This window comes from Streptantibioticus silvisoli (genome assembly GCF_027947535.2).
Lineage (GTDB): Bacteria > Actinomycetota > Actinomycetes > Streptomycetales > Streptomycetaceae > Streptantibioticus_C > Streptantibioticus_C silvisoli.
Genome location: NZ_JAAGKO020000071.1, coordinates 15,505 through 32,221 on the forward strand (window position 1 = coordinate 15,505; position 16,717 = coordinate 32,221).

Consider the following 16,717-nt stretch of genomic DNA (forward strand, 5'->3'; position numbering starts at 1 on the left):
GTGCAGTATTGATGACTGATCAGCTCATGCGCGGTACGTAGTACGGGCGGTTGTGGGCGGCGACCGGGGGAGATTGGTAGGTCCACGCGCCGGCCGCGGGGGCGTCGCCGATGAGGGTGAGCAGGTCGGCGCCGACCGGTGAGGACGCGTCGTGGACGGTGAGCCGTACGCGGTCGGCGGTCTGCGTCGCCAGCGGGAGGTACTGGTAGGGCTGGTAGACGTTCATGGGACCGGCGAGCGGGCGGCCGTCGGGGTCGGTGCCGTAGCCGGTGATGGGCGTGTTGTTGACCGGGACGCGGGGCAGTTCGGTCAGGTCGGCGTCGAAGGAGAACAACGGTGAGGCGGCCCGGCGGTCGGCGCCGTCCCCGGAGGGGGTGTTGGCGGCCTGGTGGCACGCGATGTGCCAGCTCTCGCCACCCGGACCGTTCAGGGAGGGCATGGTCACCTCGAACGAGGCCGGGTACTTGGGCTCGCCGTACAGCTTCGTGCCCGCCTCGATGGCCAGCGGGTTGTCGCACAGGACGTGGAGCCGGGCGATCCCGAGCAGTTTGGTCTGGTCGTGGCCCCGCGCGTACTCCTCGTACGACAGGCGGGCCAGGCGATCGGCGCTCGCGGTGGGGTGGGCGACGATGCTGTACTCGATCTCCTGGGTGACGCCGCCGCCGTTCGGGTACTGGGCGAAGTACAGCTGGTAGTTGAGCGTGACGCAGGCCCGGCCGCCGAAGTCGGCGGCGGTCAGGTCGGGATGGTGCTCGGCCAGCGTCTTGCGGACCGGGCCGGGGGCGACCAGGTAGTCCAGGCCGACGTTGTGCAGGGCTCCGTAGTGGAAGGGCAGCAGGTACGGGGCGGCGACGGGCGGCAGCGTGAGGTCGCTGGTCATGGGGCGGGCGTCTCCTCGGGTGTGGTCGGCGCGGGGACTCGCACGGGGGCCGGCGGGCCGGCCGCGCTGTGCCGTCCGGACAGGTCGCGGTGGATCTGTTCGGCGCTGCGCAGCGTGATCGCGGCCATGGTCAGGGTCGGGTTGGAGGTGCCGAGGGAGGGCATGCTGCCGCAGCCCACGGCGTACAGATTGGGGTGGTCCCAGCAGCGCTGCCACGCGTCGACGACGGAGTCGGACGGCTGGCCGCCCATGATGTGGGTGCCGGCGCCGTGGCCCGCGCCGCGATAGGCGTAGGGCCGGCCGCCGTACTCGAACCACCCGGGCTCCGACAGCCCCGGTTCGTACCGGCTGTGGTCCTGCGCCCCCAGCAGGGCGAAGATCTGGTCCGACACGGACTTGGCCGCGGCGATGCCCCGCTTCACGTGGTCGGACAGGTCGTAGGTGAGCACGGGTCGCGGGTTGCCCAGCAGGTCGCGGTGCCGGGGGTCGAGCGTGACGCGGTTGGCGGGGTCGGCGCTCTGCTCCATCTCGAACTGAAGGGCGAACTGCCGCCCGATCCGGTCCCCGACCGCCTGCCGCAACCGCGCGCCGAACAGCCCCCGGCCGCCGCCCGTGCCGCCGGACGCCGTAGGGTCACCGCCGCGCAGCAGGGTGGCGACCTCGCGGTCGGGCGGGCCGGCCGCCCAGGTCCAGCCCCAGTTGCCGATCTCGACCCGGAAGGGCGCACGGGTGGCCCGCGCCGGGCCGAAGCGGAAACCCTCCAGTCCGGAGGTCGACCCGGAACCCCGGTAGGGGCCGGTGCGTTCGGGCATGAGGCCCCAAGTGAGCAGGACCGGGTGGTCCATCAGGTTGCGGCCCACCTGTCCGCTGGAGTTGGCGAGGCCGGAGGCGAGCAGCAGCCGGGCGTTCTCCACGGCGTGCGCGGCCAGTACGACGGTGTCCGCCCGCGCCGTCCGCCGGATGACGCGGGCGGGCTGCGCCGGATCGTCGTAAAGCTGGTACTCCACCCCGGTGATCCGGCCCCCGGCGTCCGCCACGAGCCGGCCCGCCACCGCCCGGGTGAGCAGGGTGACGCTCGCGCTCCAGCGGGCCTGCGTGCGTGCCGGGGTGTATTTGGCCCCGGTCGGGCAGACGGGGATGCAACTGGCGCTGCCCTCGCACGCCGGCCCGTACGCTTCGGTGGCCGTGCTGTTGCGGGCCTGAGGGGTACCGACGACCCGCAGTTCGATCGGCCGCGTCCCGGCCGGCTCCATGACGTGGCGCCCGTCGAGCCGGTCGGCCAGCATCCGGTCGAGATGGCTCGCGGGGATCGCACGCTGCGGGAAGTCGTAACCGTCCCGCAACGGCAGCCCGACCAGCTCCCGCTGCTCCGCCGGATCGCCGGCCACCCCCAACTCGTGTTCGGCAGCCCGGTAGTACGGCTCCAACTCCGCATAGTCGAACGGCCAGTCACGGCCGTAGCCGAAGTCCGCGGTGCGGAAGTCCTCCGGGTGCATCCGCGGCGTCAGGCCCGTCCAGGCCGTGCCCGTACCGCCGTTGACCCGGAGGTAGCCGCTCGCGTAGGGCAGCGGACCGTTCTGGACGAAGTGCCCGTCGGCCCGGTAGCCCCCGCCGGGGCTGCCGCGCAGGTCGAGCACGTCGGGTGACGGGACCAGGGAGTTGTCCGCGATCGCCGCGCTGGGGACCTTCGCCGTCGCGGTACGGAACCGGTCCACGTCCGCCGCCCGCCCCGGCCCGCGGTCACCGTCGCCCACACCGGCCTCCAGGACCAGGACGCGCCAGCCCCGCTCGCCCAGCCGCCGTGCGATCAGCGAGCCCGCGATCCCCGCCCCGACCACGACCACGTCGAAGTACTCCTCGCCGGGCCTCACCTGCCGCCTCCCGTCGCCCCGGCGGGCGGCAGCGACCAGGAGCCGTAACCGGGCCGTCCGGTGCCGGGCGCGTGACCGCCGAAGCTGCGCCACACCAGGGCGCCGGCGTAGGCGTGCGCCGAGACCGGGGAGGGGACGGGCGGCCCGTCCTCCCCGGGCAGCCCCGGCCACGTTCCCAGGTACCACAGATGGCACACGGCCCGCGCGAGGTCGCCGAGCGCCTCGTCACCGGTGAGGAGCTCGTGGACCGGGAGGCCGGCCGGCCCGTCGGCGTCCCCGCCCGCGCGGTCCAGCGCACCGAGCAGATCGCCGTAGCGCCGGGGGCCCAACTGCCGTGCCACCAGGGCCCGGTAGACCTCCGCCAGGCCGGTCTCCGCGAGTTCGGCGGCGTCGAACCCCGTCAGCGCGACCGAGAGGCGGACGAACCGCTCGGCGTCCAGCCCGGCAGTGGTGTCCTGCTTGAGGGTGGACTCCTGTCCGGGGCCGGTGTCCGGACCGGCGGTGTCCGGACCGGTGAGATCGGAACCGGCGGGATGGGGGCCGGCGGGGTCCGGGCCGCCGGTGGCCGGGGCGCTCACCCGGCATCTCGCTCGCAGCGCCGGTCATCGTCAGTCGACGTCATCGGCCGAACCCCCTCGGTGTGACTTCCCGCCCCCGGTCGCGTGATCCGCCGAGATCCCTACCTCGGCGCCCGACCGTTCATGCCTTGCTATGTCGCCCCGTGTGAGTGAACTTCAACTCAGCGCGACGAACGCCGCGTTGGCCGCGTTGCCGTCGAGGCGTCGACTCCGGCGAACGCCCGGGCCGCCGAGCGCGCGGAGCGGGCGCCCGGCATCCGCCCGGAGCGGAAGGCCGCGGCATCAGCGCAGGAGGAACCCGCGCATCCGGTGCAGGCGCCGCGGCACGTGGTCATGGCCGTTCGGCACTCGGCGTGCATCGGCGCAGCAGGAACCCGCGCATCCGGTGCAGGCCCCAGGCGGTGCACACGGCTCCCATCGCGGTGAGGAACAGCAGCGGGTTGGCGAACCTCGGTCCCGGTGGGGAGTCGCGTCCCAGGAAAGTAGCAGCGGCGACAGGCAGCTGCAATCAGTTAACTCGATTACGCAAAAACCTGACAAGGCATCGGGTGTCCTCGGTGTGCGCCGGGTTTCCGCTGGTCAGCGCCGATGCGGGGGAGTGTGGAGGCGTGGGGATGGTCTCCCGGCCACCGCGGTTCTCCGGGCGCGGCCGGGCCCCCACCGCGACGGGACACCTGCGGCCGGCCGGCTTTGCCGGTCGCTGGCCCGCAGGTGTCCCGTGGCTTCGGTCAACTTCCGCGCCGCGCAGGCGACTTCCCGGTCGCACGCGCCGGTGCTGGCCGCTGCGACGAACCCTGTGGAGGGCGGCCCCGCGGTGTGTCGGGGAGGGCGCGGATCAGGGGTAGATCTGGAAGTCGGAGAGCTGGGCGGCCGGCCACCCGGTGTTGGCGGTGAAGGTCAGGCGGACGTAGCGGACCGTGCTCTTGGGCAGGGTGATGGTGACGGTGTTGCCGGTGGAGGGGTCGAAGGTGTAGCCGGCGGCTGCCTTCAGGGTGGTCCAGGTGCTGCCGTCGGTGGAACCGGAGACCGACAGGGTCTGGGTGCGGGTGTTCCAGGCCGACGATGGCGGCACGTCCAGCGTCACGGAGCCGATCTGCACGTCGGAGCCCAGGTCGGCCTGCGCCCACTGCGGGAAGGCGTTCTGCGCGGATTCCCAGTAGCTGCTGGTGTCACTGTCGTTGGCGTTGGAGACGGGGAAGCCGCCGGCGCTGCTGCTCGCGGTCAGTACGGCGCCGGAGGCGAGGTTGGTGGTGCCGGTGACGCCGGTGCCGGTGAGCGTGGCGCCGACCGGGGTGGAGGTGGTGGAGTTGGCGATGGCGAGGCTGCCGTTCTGGGCGCCGCCGGCGGTCGGGGTGAACGTGACGCTGACCTTGCAGGACGCGCCTGCCGCGAGCGTGGCGCCGCAGGTGTTGGTCTGGGCGTAGGGACCGGAGGTGGTGACCGAGGAGAGGGTGGCCGCGCTCGCGCCGGGGTTGCTGACGGTCACGGTCTGCGCGGCGGTGGTCGAGCCCACCGCCTCGTCACCGAACGCGAGCGAGCCGGGGCTGACCGACACCGGCGTGTGGACGGTGGTTCCGCCGTCGCTGCCGACCAGTTGGACGGTGGTCGGGCTGCCCGGTTCGCTGCTCGGGATGGTCAGGGTGCCGGTGGTGATGCCGGAGGTGGGCGCGGTGTAGGAGACGTCGATCTGGCACCAGATGCCGGGATCGGTGTCGTTGGCCGCGTCCAGCGAGCTGCCGCACGGGTGGCTGGCGTCCTTGGTGACGGTGAAGCCGCCGCTGGCGGAGATGCCGCCGAGGGCCGCCGCGGCCCGGGCGGTGTTGTAGATCGTCACCTTCTGCACCGGGGTCGCCGAACCGACCGCCGCGTTCTCGAACGTGACGGTGCTGGGGAACGCGGCGAGCGGGGCCGAGGACGGGAACCCGCAGGTGGACGGGGTGGCCGACCAACCGGTGTTGCCGGAACCGAGGTTGAGGGCGAACCCGGAGGAGCAGTCCTCGACACCGCCGACGCCGACCCCGGTCGCGGTCACGCCGGAGACGCTGGCGGAGCCGGAGGTCTGGTCCTGGAAGACGTAGGTCCCCACGCCGTTGACGGTGTCGTTGCTGATGTTGACCCCGGTGATGGCCTTGCCGCCTTCGAGGGTGCCCTCGAACTGGAACGCCTCGTAGGGGCTGGAGTCGATCTCGTTGCCCGTCACGTTGATCGTGCCGGACATCGCGGAGTCCAGGGCGAAGAACCACATGGCGCCGACGCCGTAGTCCCAGCCCGGGTCGAACTGGCCGGTGCGCACGAGCTTGTTGCCGCTGATGGTGGTGGTGCCGGCCAGGGCGGCGGCGCCGAAGCGGTTGCCGACGTGGATGCCGCCGCCGCGGGTGACGGTGTCCTGCACGAGGTTGTTGGTGACGCTGTTGTCCGAACCGCCGTACAGAGCGATGTTGTTGGCCAGGCCGGGGGAGTCGACGGTGTCGTGGTCGAAGGTGTCGCCGCTGTCGTTGGTCGAGGACCACATGGCCAGGCCGTCGTCCTGGGTGTTGCGCAGGAAGCTGTTGGAGACCGAGGAGTCGGTGACCCCGCCGTCGAAGTTGATGCCGTCGGCGAGGGTGTCCTGGATGCGCATGTTCTGGAACTTCAGGTTGGTGGTGGCTCCCACCACCCAGGCGCCGACCTTCTCGTTCTGGATCCAGACGTTGGAGATCGTGGTGTTGTTGAAGCCGCCGTTGAACCCGTTGACCGTTCCGTCACTGTCGTCACGGGTGTTGACGTTGCCGAACATCGACAGGTCGTGGACGGTGACGTCGGTGGTCTGGCCGACGTTGCCGTAGAACTCCACGTTGTGGCCGGTCAGTTCGGTGTACCACTCACCGGCGCCGGCGACCCCGACCTTGTTCAGGCCGATCGGGGAGCTGATCTTGAACAGGCCCTTGGGCAGGTAGACACCGGTGCCCGCGGCCTCGGCGTCGCTGATCGCCTGGGTCACCGCGGCGGTGGCGTCCGTGACACCGGTCGGGTCCGCGTTGTACGGCGCGGCGGTGACGTCGAGGTAGCCGGCCGGCTTGGGCAGCGGGGCGGCGACGTTCTCGAAGTCGGCGGTGTTGACGACGTACCAGGGCGCGGTGTCGCCCGCGTCGACCTGGAGTTTGACGACGGTGCCGGCCGGGAGCACGGACGGGAACATCGTGCGCACGTCGTTGTAGAAGTCGTGCGGCACGGCGCTTTGCGGATCGCCCACGTCACCGGGGTTGTTGGTGAAGGTGTAGGCGCCGTACAGCCAGCTGTCCTGGGAGGTGAGCTGGAGGTCCTGGGTCTTGGTGCCGTTGACGTACAGGCTCAGCGGAGCCGTCAGGCCAGTGCCGTCCAGCGAGTCGGGGATCGCGTAGTGGAAGTCGACGGCGTTGGCCGGCGCGGTGAGGGTGAACTGGACGTACTTGCCCTGGCCGACCAGTTGCACGGCCTGACGTCCGGTCGCCTCGGAGGCCAGCGAGCCGTAGGTGTAGTCGGGGGCCAGCACCGAACCGTTGGTCGAGGCGCTCGCCGCGAGGTACTCGGTGAACGGCACCGACGCACCGGGCACGGTGGCGGCGGCGGCCTGACCGGCCGGCAGGGCCAGCAGCGGCGCGGCGGCCAGCAGAGCTGCCGCGGTGACACCGGCCATCAGGCGTCCGGTCCGCGCGACGGCGCGGTGTGCACGGGGTTCGCGGGGTGTCACCCGCGGGCGGGGGCGGGGAGGGCGGAAGAACACGGAGCGGCTCCTTCGGCTTTCTGGTGGGGGAGGGCCGCGCCTCGTCCACCACCGGATCGCCGGCGGACGGGGCGATGTGCACATGGAGCGGCGGCGTTACGGGCGGAGCGGCGGCACTCGGCGGCGCGATGCACCACGGAGGTCGTTGCGCGACGGCGCTCCGCGGCAGGCATCACCTAACCACCGGCGGAAGTCGGCCACAATATGTCGACCGAACATTGCAAGAAATGAACACGGTGATGAGACTTGTCGACGGAGGGGGGTCGTATGGGCGACTGCGAGGGCGGATCGCGGCGGTCGCGGTGGACATGGGTGGGGGCGGTGGGCGCCGGGCGGCGGGTGGGATGGGGTTGGCGCGGAGTGGCGGGTGCGGGGGACGGCTGCGCCGGCGACGGCCGGTGACGGTGCGGGTGCGCCGGAGCGGGTGGCGGGAGCGTACGGCTCGGGTGGGTCGTATGAAGGCGAACGGTGGGCGGCGGTTCGCGAAGGGGTGAGGTGCACCTTCCGGCCCGGACCGATGCGAGCGGCCGCGTCGAACACCTCTGTTGAACCGGTTCACGTGGACGGCGCGGGTTGAGGGCGAACGCGATCCTCATCGGCGTTGCCCCGGGTGGAACTCCGTTGCCGACCCGCGGAGTTGGGTCGGCAGGTCGTCGATCACCACGCGGAAGCGGTCGGACGGAACGGGGATTCCGTCACGGCGCGGGTGGCTGACCGGGATCCGGGGAGTGAGGTCAGCCGTTGAAGGCGTTGTGCGGGGCCGATTCCCCGAGTTGGCGAGCGAGATCGACCAGGTCAGGCAGTCGCAGCACCCGCCCGTCGAACCCTGGCAGGGGGACGTGGAGCGATGCGGTCCAGCGGGCAGGGATCGCGTGCAGTCCGTAGAAGGCACCCGCGAGGCCGCCGGTGACCGCGCGACGGTGTCGGTGTCACCGCCCAGGTCGATCGCCGCACGGATCGCGCCCTCGAAGCTGTTGGTGCCGCGCAACGCCCGGACTGCCGAGCCCAGGCAGGGCCAGACCGCGCCGTTGAACTCGGTCGCCTGATCGGGATGCCAGTCGGGCGCCAGGACCGTGGCGTATCGCCGGCGGTGATCGGGATGGACGTGAGCCAGAATGTCCGGGAGGGCGCCGAGAGGGTCGGCGTCCGCGAGGGCGACCCGGACGAGTTCGTGGAACACTGCGGTGCCCTCCCAGGCGGCGCGGTCGCCATGGGTGAGAGCGGCGATGCGCCGGGCGGCATCCATGGTGGCCGGTCGGCCGGCACCTGCGAAATGGACCGCAGATGTCGAGGCCCTCATCAAAGAGCCGTTGCCGGCCGCTCGTTGGTTGACCCGGAGATGGGTCGCGGCGGCCAGGTCCCATGGCATGCCGTTGGTCAGGACGTCCTCGGTCTGCAGGCCGATGTCCTTGGGACCGGCTGCCGCCCACCGCTGGAAGCGGGCGAAGACGTCCGGCAGGTCCAGCCCTCCCCGCTGCAGGAGTGACTCCGCGACGAGGACGGCCATCTGTGTGTCGTCCGTGGCCTCGCCCGGCTCCCAGCCGCCGCCTCCGCACATCTCGCCCCCGCCCCCCGGAGTGGGGAACCGAGCCGAGAACACGCCCTGGGGGCCGAACTCGAAAGGCGCTCCCAGCGCGTCACCCACCGCCGAGCCGACCACGGCGCCGACCGCCCGCTCAATACGCTTCACTCGCGCAGGCTGTCGGTGGCACTTCGGTGACCGTGCGACTGCGCCGGCTGAGGCTCTTCGGGCAGCTGAAGCGCGTCAGTCGGCGTGCGGGCCTTCGATCAGTTCGATGAGGTTGCCCTCGGGGTCCTTCACGTAGGCGAACCGGGCGCCGGGCCGTACGGCGGGGGCCGGGGGCCAGACGGGGGTGCCGCCCGCTTCGGTCAAGTGGGCGAAGGCGTGGGCGAGATCGTCGACCGCGATGGCCCAGTGGCCGTAGCCGCGATCGCGGGAGGCGTCCAGGGGGTCGTCGAACTCGCGGACCCGGCCGGAGCCGGCGCGTTCGATCAACTCGACCTGGAGGCCGCCCGAGCCGCGCAGGACGGTGGTACGCACCGGTGGTTCGGGCAGTTCGAAACACTCGACGACCTCGTCCAACCCCAACGCCTCCTGATACCAGCGCTGTTGGGCATCGAGGTCTGCGACGGAAATGCTGACGTGATGGAAGGCGGCGGAGAACGGGCGGCTGTCGGTCACGGCGGGTCCTGGGCTTGGGAGCTGATGGGGGACGGCAAGGTAAATGCCATTCACCTGGTGAGTGGTGTTAACCTAAGTGGCATGCCCCCACCTGTCAAACGTTCCGTCGGCCACCACCACGGCAATCTGCGCAGCGCGCTGGAGGAGGCCGCGCTCGAACTGATCGCGCGATCCGGGCCGCGCGGATTCACCCTCGCCGAGGCCAGCCGGCGGGCCGGGGTCAGCGTCGCGGCTCCCTACAAGCACTACGCCGACCGGGAGGCGCTGCTCGCCTCGCTGGCCGAGCGCGGCTACGCCGAGCAGCGCCGCCGCTTCACCGCGGCCCTGGCGCTTTCGCAGGACCCGGTCGAGCAACTCGCCGCGTTCGCTTCCGCCTACGTCCTGTTCGCGGTCGAGGAACGGGCACTGTTCGAGATCATCTTCGCCGCCGGGCTCGACAAGTCCCGTTATCCGACGCTGGCGCAGGCCGGGAACGACGTGCTGGCGCTGCTGACGGTGCCGTGCACGAAGGTACGCGGTACCGGTCCGGCCGCCCGCGAACTTCTCCTGACGGTCTCCGCCGCCGCCCACGGACTTGCCGTCTTCCTGCTCGAAGGCGTCTTCGGCCCCACCCCGGACTGCGTCGACGCCACCCGCCAGCGGGCCGCGGCAGCCGCGAAATCCTTGGCCGCCGCGGCCTGAGGGCTTACCGGTTGCCGGCGGACCCACGGGAATGCGCCCGCCCGGGGCCGTCCAGGCGCGGGCGGATCCAGGCGGGCGAACCCAACCGGTCCGAACCCAACCGGACCGGACCGAACTGGTCCGGTCCGGCCCGGTTTGGATCGTGCGCCTGCGGTGGCCGAGAGGTCGCGAGCAACGGGCGCCCTCTCGGCAACCGGCGCAGGGGTGACGGGCTCGTCAGTGCCCGGGGAGATGGAGACGGTGACTCCCGCGATGCCTGGTCGGCCCGGGGCGGCGTGTCGCTCCCTCGCGGGAGGGGTCCGTGGCCGATGTCCCACGGGCGTCGTCAAGCTGTCCCCTCATGTCGTCGCGCTCGGCGACGGCGTCCCGCGCCTCGTGGCGTGCCGCGAGATGCTTCCTCCTGCGGCGGGCGAGAAGGGCCGCGCCGCCCAGCATGAGCCACAGCCCGAGACCGAATATCAGGGCCAGGGCCAATCCGCCGAGGAAGGCTCCGAGCACGCTGATCGTGAACGGATGGCTGCCGAACATGGAGACTGCGTAATTGGGGCCTCCGGAGAGGTTGAAGGCGATGAGCAGTGCCGAGAAAACGGCGGTGGCCGCAATCAACAGCAGGCCGATGATCAGCATCTAATGCACCTCATATTCGCGATGATGTTGCCCGGACAATCCTGGGTTCCCGCATGTCGGGCGGCAGATGTCACGCCGGTTGTCCCCACTCGGGTAACGCGGATCGGCTGACGAGGATTCGGCTGCACTCCGCGTTCCACTATTCCCGCCATCCTCGCCATTCCCGTCAATCTCCCGGCGCCGAATGCGAATGGGAAATTACTTCCGCTTCCGCTGCGCAACGGGCCGAATGGCGGGCAGCCTTGGTTCCGTCATCCCGGCATCCTCGCCGCGGTGAATGACGGCGTCCACGGACGGGATCAGGCCCAGCTGCGGCTTGGCTGCTCCGTGACGCTGGCGGATTCATCCACCCGCCGGATCATCGGCGTCGCGTACTGCACCGCCCGAGGAGTTCGCCGGTCAGAGGGAACGCGGCCGCGCACGGGTTCGGGTTCGGGTTCGGACAGCTGCCACGCGCCCGGGGCGGATTCCGCGCCGGTGAACTCGCGAGACCGGGCGGCGGTCCGCGCTCCGGTCCGCAGTCCGTCCGGAGCGGGACTGCGGCTCAGCGCCGACGGTCCCGGTTCTTCGCGCTCTTGTCGACGTCGGTGTCCTCGACCGGGCCGGCGTCGATCCGCTCCTTGCGGACCTGCCCCGTCACGGTCTCCTCCTCGACGTGCTCCTCCACGGTCATCCGGACCCGCTCCACCGGCTCGGCCGTGGTCTCCACCACCGTACGGTCCTCGTACAGGGTGACCTCCTGCTCCGCGTCGGCCATCGCGGGGCCGGACAGCATGGCCTCGTCCCGGTTGGCCTCGGTGATCGGCTCCCGCTCGATCCGGACCTCCTCCTTGCGCACGGGTACGGTCATCTGCTGCTCCTCGGTGACCACGTACTTGCGCAGCCGCGCCCGACCCGTCTCGTGCCGCTCGGTGCCGACCCGCATCCGCTCCTCCGACCGGGTCATCGAAGCCTCGGTGGGCCGCCCGCCGGCATTCCCCGCCGTCTCATCCGTGATGCGACCCGATGCCGCGGATTGACCACCGGCCGCAGTGGCGGCGCCGGCCGCCGTACCGGTACCCGCCTCGGTACCCGCGGCGGCCTGGTGCTCCTGCCAGGCCCTGTCCCAGTCGATGCCGTAGTAATCGAAGAGGACGTGCTCCTCCTGCTGGGACAGGTGGCCGTTCTCATCCACATCGACGTTCGGCGCGTTCTTCACCGTTTCCTTGGTGTAAGGGATCTCCAGGTGATCGCCGCTCAGGGTGGCGTCCCGGATCGGCACGAATATCTCGTGCCGACCGAGCATGCCGGTCTTGACCGCTATCCAGTCGGGCCGCCCCGTCGCGTCATCGAGAAACACGTGGTGCGCCTCGCCTATCCTGTCTCCGCCCGGGTCGGTGACGGCGTGGTCGAGTACCGCGGGGATTTGATCTTCGGTGATCATTTAGTCCTCCTTGAGATACGCCTGTTCATCACGTACCGCCATAGGGGAACGAAAACACCTCAAAGATCTTAAAATCGGGCATGGGATAAATCGCCGCATTATGCCCTTGTTTTGCGCGACGGCAACTTCTTCCCCCTGGGGCCCGGATGCCCGGTGGGTTGGTCGGCGGTCGACGGGTGCCCGGTCGCCGGTCGCGGTACGTGGACGGGCCCGGAACGCATCCTCGCTGAGCGCCTGAGCTTCTTGTTCAACCACTTCGTCGGGGTTTGGTGCCGACCTTGTGGGGAGCGGTCGCTGGTACGCCTCGCCTGTGGCGAGGACTCTTCCGACGTCGTAGCGGGTGGCGGGGCGGCGGTTCTTCGAACCGGGCGGGCGCCCGGGCCGGGGCTGGTGGGCTTCGGTGCATCGGCCGGCGAACCCCCGTTCTCGTGCGGAGGTTCCGGAACCGGCGCCGGACGCGGGCCGGGGTGAGTTTGTGCAGCGGTGCGGGCTTCTCCCAGGGGCGGCGTAGGTCGGTGGCGAGGGGGCGGGCGAGGCGGAGTTGGGTGTGGGCGGCGGCGATGATCAACCAGGTCCAGCGGTCGACGGCAGCGGAGTCGCGCATGCGGGGCCGAGTCCAGCCGAGGGTCTGTTTGAGCATGCGGAAGGTATGTTGTCGAAGCGCCGTAGGAAGGCCTGCCAGCAGCGGTCGACGTCGGCCAGGGTGACGCCGGTGCGTGAACACCACAGCCAGACCGGTTTGTTGACCCCGCCGGACGGCAGGTGTTCGACGTCCAGGCGGATGACGGTGCCCTCGATGATCGGCAGAGGGCCGTCGTGGTCGAGCCAGGCGGCCCGGCGGATCAGCCTCGGGTGCAGCCGGTCCCAGGCCCGCGTGGTGGCCGTGCCGTAGGGCCGGGTGTCGGAGACCGTGACGGCCTGTTCCTCGCCCCAGGTGGCGGGGTGGTCGAAGACGAACTCCCCGCCGAGTTTGGGCGGTCGGCCGCCCTTGGGGGCGCAGACGCGCGGCGGTGTCGGGTGGCGCATGACCTGGTCCGAGCGCGTCCGACCCAGGATCTCGATCGGCGGGCCGGACAGCAGGTGGGCGATGCGCGGGGCGTCGTAGTCGGCGTCCAGCACTATCAGGATGTCCGGATTGCCCTCGACCCACTGGCCCGCGGCGATGAGCCGTTCGACGACATCGCGGGCCTGGGCGGTGGTGGCGGCCAGGTCCGCGCCGGGGGTGAGTCGGACTGCGTCCAGGAGGGCGGTCCAGGAGGTACGGCCGGTCTCCAGGGCGGCGACAACCGAGTAGGTCCAGCCGGCGAATCATCTGGTGCTTGGCGGTGCTGCGGCCGTAGGTGTGGCAGAACGAGCGGTCCGGCACGGTGTTGGTGTCCGGCCGCAGCCCCGGCGAGACATCCACCGCCAGGACCAGCCGGCCATCGGCTCCCGCGGCAGCGGCACCCCGGCGAGCACCCGCCGCAGTCGGGCGACGTCGAGCCCGCCGCGGTTCAGGCCGGGGTAGAGGGAACCGTGACCACTGCGGTGCTCCGGTGCCAGCGCGAGGTCGACGAGCGATCGCACCGGTCCGTCGGTGCACAGCACTGCCTCGGTCAACTCGAACAGCGCGTCCGCGCGGCCTGCAAGGCAGTCGTAGAAGTCGGTCCGGAACCGGGACGGCACAGCCAGGGATTCGACGCGGACAGCGTCGTGCAGCGCACTTACCCTCGTGGCCTTTTCATGATCAACAGCTTTCACGACGCACATGCTCACACTCCCGTCGTTCCGCTGTCGCTTAGTTTCGGACGCCCGCTGTTCCGGGAGGTCCTCTCCGACAGGTGACCGCCTGCACCGGCTGTGCGATCCGGGGCAGGCGTCGGGCGGAACCGTGATCGGAGCAGATGCTGCTTGCCTGGAAGCGCACGGATCACCGAAGCGGTTTCCGATTGCGGGGACGGTCGGCCCCGCCTGGGGCGGTAGAGGCAGCGGTGCGGCGACCGGCTTTCTCCTGCCCCGGTGTCGGGCTGGCGCATCATTGCGGCATGACGACCTCACCCCGCCAAGACGCCCAACAGCCCATCCCGGAAGGCGTGTTGCCGCTGGGTGAGCCCTTCACCGGCCTGGGGGGCGTCGTGTGGTCGGTGGGGTGGGCGCGGGACGGGGATCGGCTCCTCCTCGCCGCCGGCAGCAGCGGCGGGGGGGTGGGGTTGTGGGTGGTGGAGAAGGATGCCGACCACGCCGTCCCCCTCGGCAAACCCCTCGACTTCCCGGGGGGCGGCGTGTTGTCGGTGGGGTGGGCGCGGGACGGGGACCGGCTCCTCCTCGCCACCGGCAGCGACGGCGGGAGGGTGGGGTTGTGGCAGGTCTGTCGGCCGACGGTGGTGCCTCGGCTGCCGGGTTATCGCTCGGACGGGCTCGCTGCGGGGGCGGTCGATGAGCTGGAGCGGGACGGGGAGGCGCGGGCGGTTGCGGAGCTGGTGACGGCGCGGACGGCGAGCCCGCCGCTGGCGGTCGGGTTGTTCGGTGACTGGGGTGAGGGCAAGAGCCACTTCCTCGACCTCGTGCGCCAGAAGGTGGAAGGGCGCAGCGGTCGTCCGGGGGCGTGCCGGTTTGTGCGGCAGGTGCGTTTCAACGCCTGGCATTATGCGGAGACCGGTTTGTGGGCGAGTTTGGTTGCCGAACTGTTCTCGCAGCTCGCCGCACCGCCCGGGGAGGACCCGGGCGCGGCGCAGCGGGAGTTGTCGGCGTTGTCTGCCGAGTTGGTTGCCAGGCGGCGGGTTCCTGAACGGCTGGCTGCTGCCCGCGAGCGGCGCGACGTGCTGAGCAAGAACGCGAAGCGGGCTGCTGCGGATTGGGCGGACTTCGATCGGACCCTGCGGGCCCTGGATGGGAGGAAGAAGCAGAAGCTGAAGCTGCCGGGGGAGTTCGGCGGCCTCAGACTCAGGGCCGCGTTGCAGGGTCTGCGCGCCATCGTGAGACCCGGCGACACCGTGAGTCCCGCAGGGGTGCTGCTGCGCCTGTTCGCTCCGGCCCTGGGCTGGTTCGTCCTGGCGGCGGTGGTCATGGCGGGGGTCGTCTTCGGGCTGCACCTGCTGGCGCCCCATGTACGGCATTGGCTGCTGGCTGCTCCGCTGCTGGCCGGTGTGCCGCCGGTGGTGGCCTCGGTGCGTCGGTTCCTCAAGGGGCGGAAGACCTGGAAGGCCGTGTTTCCCGGCGTGCGGGATGTGGCCGAGAAGGTGCGGGCCCGGGCGCAGAGCGATCTGGCGGTGGCCGATGCCGAGGTCGCCGCCTTGGAGCGGGAGATGCAGAACCTCACCGCCGCCGGTCAGCTGGCGGGTTTGGTGGGGGAGCGTGCGGCTGCGGGCGACTACCGTAGCCAGTTGGGGGTGATGACGCAGATCCGTGAGGACTTCGAACGTATGGCCTCCATCCTGGCCAACGACACCCGCGAACCCCGCGCGGATGCAGGACGGGCCGGGCCGGTCAGGGACAGCGCGGGCGACGAGCTGCCGAAGATCGACCGGATCGTCGTCTACATCGACGACCTCGACCGCTGCCCGCCCGCTCGGGTCATGGAGATGCTGGAAGCGGTGCACCTGCTGCTCGCCGTCGAGCTGTTCGTCGTGGTCATGGCCATCGACCCCCGCTGGCTGCTGAGCGCGGTCGCCGCCCACTACCGCGATGTCCTCCACGTCCCCGGCAACGTGTTGGCCGACGGCGCCGACGACACCCAGGCGTCCACGCCCGCCCAGTACCTGGAGAAGATCTTCCAGGTCGTCCTGACCCTCCCGCCCGTCGACCGGCGCGGCCACACCAGCATGATCAACAGCCTCATCGACATCCAAGCCCCCGCCACCGGTGCCGACGAAAACCGGACGGCGGCCTCCACCACCGGAACCACCGAACCGCTGCGCACGACAGGGCGACCGGCAGACCTGCCGACGACCACCGACGGCTCCTGGGACGAGGAGATGTACGGACCGGCCGTCGACGGCCTGCCCGTCATCGAGCTGCCCGACCCGCTCACCTTCACCGAGGACGAGGCAAGGCTGCTGCGCATCGTCGGACCACCGAACCTGCCACTGACACCCCGCTCGATCAAACGCCTGATCAACAGCTACGGACTGCTCACCGCACTGCGCCAACCCCACCACCAGCACGACCTGGAGGAAATACCCGCCACCACAAAGCCGGACGGCACCCCGGTGCCGGCCCACCACCCCTACCGCGCCGGCCTCGTCCTGCTCGCAGCCCTCGTCGCCCATCCCGCCCTCGGCCAACACCTGTGCCGGCAGATGCACGCCCAGACCGAGGACACCACCGAGGACATCACCTGGGAGACCTTCCTCGAGCGACTCGCATCACTCCCGGCCGACGAGCCGGTCACCGCTGGCGTCGGCGACGACGGGCAGACGACCGGTCCGCACCGGATCGACACCCGGCAGGTGGACGATCTGGTGGCCGGACTCCGGGGGATCACCGCGGAGGCGGCCGGCGAGGGGCTCCACCTCCCCGACCGCCTCGCCGCGTGGAAACCCTGGATCGTCCCCGCCGCCCGCCTCTCCTTCCCCGCCGGACAGATCGTGAAGACCCTGACGACCCGCCCCACCCCGAGCCCTCGACGAGACGGGCGTTGAACAACAAGCTGAGTGCCTGAGCGCCTGCCCCGAACCATCGCACCGCCGAGCCGCCGAACCCGCGAGCCACCTCGCCCCCCGAACCCCCAAGCC

The 16,717-nt window shown here is 71.1% G+C and carries 9 protein-coding genes and 2 pseudogenes; 2 read left to right on the forward strand and 9 right to left on the reverse strand.

The window, feature by feature from the left end:
• Positions 1–19 precede the first annotated feature (19 nt).
• The 6 genes and pseudogenes from POF43_RS30865 to POF43_RS30890 form a co-directional block, all read right to left on the reverse strand.
• On the reverse strand, positions 20–880 hold the full coding sequence (locus tag POF43_RS30865) for a hypothetical protein (RefSeq protein WP_271322563.1): 861 nt from the start codon (positions 878–880) through the stop codon (positions 20–22).
• Positions 877–2,751: a GMC family oxidoreductase gene (locus POF43_RS30870; protein WP_271322562.1), complete on the reverse strand. Its 1,875-nt coding sequence runs from the start codon at positions 2,749–2,751 to the stop codon at positions 877–879. The genes POF43_RS30865 and POF43_RS30870 overlap by 4 nt, the downstream gene beginning before the upstream one ends.
• Positions 2,748–3,329 (reverse strand): hypothetical protein, encoded by a 582-nt coding sequence (locus POF43_RS30875; protein ID WP_271322561.1) that lies wholly within the window; start codon positions 3,327–3,329, stop codon positions 2,748–2,750. The genes POF43_RS30870 and POF43_RS30875 overlap by 4 nt, the downstream gene beginning before the upstream one ends.
• 835 nt (positions 3,330–4,164) lie before the next feature.
• Positions 4,165–6,984 carry a choice-of-anchor D domain-containing protein gene (locus POF43_RS30880; protein ID WP_271322560.1) on the reverse strand — a complete coding sequence of 940 codons (2,820 nt, stop codon included), beginning with the start codon at positions 6,982–6,984 and terminating at the stop codon, positions 4,165–4,167.
• A gap of 821 nt (positions 6,985–7,805) precedes the next feature.
• A pseudogene (locus POF43_RS30885) lies at positions 7,806–8,761 on the reverse strand (ADP-ribosylglycohydrolase family protein).
• A 75-nt stretch (positions 8,762–8,836) separates the two neighbouring features.
• On the reverse strand, positions 8,837–9,274 hold the full coding sequence (locus POF43_RS30890; RefSeq protein WP_271315830.1) for a VOC family protein: 438 nt from the start codon (positions 9,272–9,274) through the stop codon (positions 8,837–8,839).
• Between the two features lie 81 nt (positions 9,275–9,355).
• Between POF43_RS30890 and POF43_RS30895 the strand changes: the two genes are divergently transcribed.
• Positions 9,356–9,955: a TetR/AcrR family transcriptional regulator gene (locus POF43_RS30895; protein WP_271315829.1), complete on the forward strand. Its 600-nt coding sequence runs from the start codon at positions 9,356–9,358 to the stop codon at positions 9,953–9,955.
• A 216-nt stretch (positions 9,956–10,171) separates the two neighbouring features.
• Here POF43_RS30895 and POF43_RS30900 read toward each other — a convergent pair whose 3' ends face one another.
• From POF43_RS30900 to POF43_RS30910, 3 genes and pseudogenes are all read right to left on the reverse strand, one after another.
• Positions 10,172–10,582, reverse strand: coding sequence for a hypothetical protein (locus POF43_RS30900; protein ID WP_271315828.1), 411 nt, complete (start codon positions 10,580–10,582; stop codon positions 10,172–10,174).
• A gap of 544 nt (positions 10,583–11,126) precedes the next feature.
• Complete coding sequence (locus POF43_RS30905; RefSeq protein WP_271315827.1) at positions 11,127–12,005, reverse strand: PRC and DUF2382 domain-containing protein; 879 nt, start codon at positions 12,003–12,005, stop codon at positions 11,127–11,129.
• Positions 12,006–12,569: 564 nt separating this feature from the next.
• Positions 12,570–13,754, reverse strand: a pseudogene (locus tag POF43_RS30910) (transposase).
• 275 nt (positions 13,755–14,029) lie between these two features.
• Here POF43_RS30910 and POF43_RS30915 point away from each other — a divergent pair.
• Positions 14,030–16,624 carry a P-loop NTPase fold protein gene (locus tag POF43_RS30915; protein ID WP_282704878.1) on the forward strand — a complete coding sequence of 865 codons (2,595 nt, stop codon included), beginning with the start codon at positions 14,030–14,032 and terminating at the stop codon, positions 16,622–16,624.
• Positions 16,625–16,717: the final 93 nt, after the last annotated feature.